This is a genomic window from Metallosphaera javensis (ex Hofmann et al. 2022) (assembly GCF_022064045.1).
Lineage (GTDB): Archaea > Thermoproteota > Thermoprotei_A > Sulfolobales > Sulfolobaceae > Metallosphaera > Metallosphaera javensis.
Window position 1 is genome coordinate 1 of record NZ_JAKNCW010000049.1, and the last position, 943, is coordinate 943.

1 protein-coding gene is annotated in these 943 nt (G+C 46.1%); it reads left to right on the plus strand.

The window, feature by feature from the left end; genetic code table 11:
- On the plus strand, positions 1–692 hold a 692-nt coding region (locus tag L3N51_RS12330), incomplete at its 5' end, for a cbb3-type cytochrome c oxidase subunit I (RefSeq protein WP_238027514.1).
- Positions 693–943 lie beyond the last annotated feature (251 nt).

The window sequence follows — 943 nt, forward strand, 5'->3', positions numbered from 1 at the left end:
GATTTGCCTTCATATTTGCAGCTGCAGTGTGGAACATCATAGGAGGGATACAGGCGGAACCCACTAATCCGACGCCCGCGTTAGATCCGACTATTCACAACACTGGATGGATATTCGGTCACTTCCACATAATGCTCGCGCTCTATTCGGTGGGAGGCGTGCTGGGCGTGGTGTACATTGCTGGCCCATATCTGCTGGGAAAGAACTGGTATAGCACCAAACTGGGATGGCTCCACTTCTGGGGATGGCAGGCAGGAATGGGGCTGTTCTCGGCTGTATCCAGCGAAGGCGGATTCTTCGGGCTGATCAGAAGGGAAGTGGCGTGGGCTGGGTTCTATGAGGTATACTATCAACTCCTCATGATAGCGGGCTGGCTTGCCGGATTTGCCACTATAATATTTGCATACAATCTGGTACTGACCCTTCTGTATGGTCAGAAAGTGCCCAAGACTGACATTGATATGTGGGCTGTGTACTCCATCGCACTCGAAAGATACGGGATGAGAAGGGAAGGATATAGCGAGGAAGAACTACCCTTAGCGTTGCCCTCCGATGGCATGATAAGAGTGGAGAACTTGTCCGAATCTGGAGGTATGTCAACAGGCCTCTCCTCAACAAAGGCACTCAACACCAACTCAGAGAAGAGCCTCTCTTCGGACTCAACCGGCAAGCCTCCTAGCAATATAAAGTAAACCGATTTATAATGTTAATATCTTTTTTCTTACGATTTTAGGAGATAAATGTTCTTGGGTTAGTAATATTCCGAAATATGGACAGTTTTTCATGTGGCGAATGCACCCTTACTCGGAATCTTGCAGTAGTTTGAGGTAGCTGAATCACGAGATACTGTTTTCTATCATCTTAGGTAGTGTGTGTATCATTTGAATTTTCTCCTTATAGATTATATATTTGCTTCACAAAATTTCGCCTAGATTATACAATT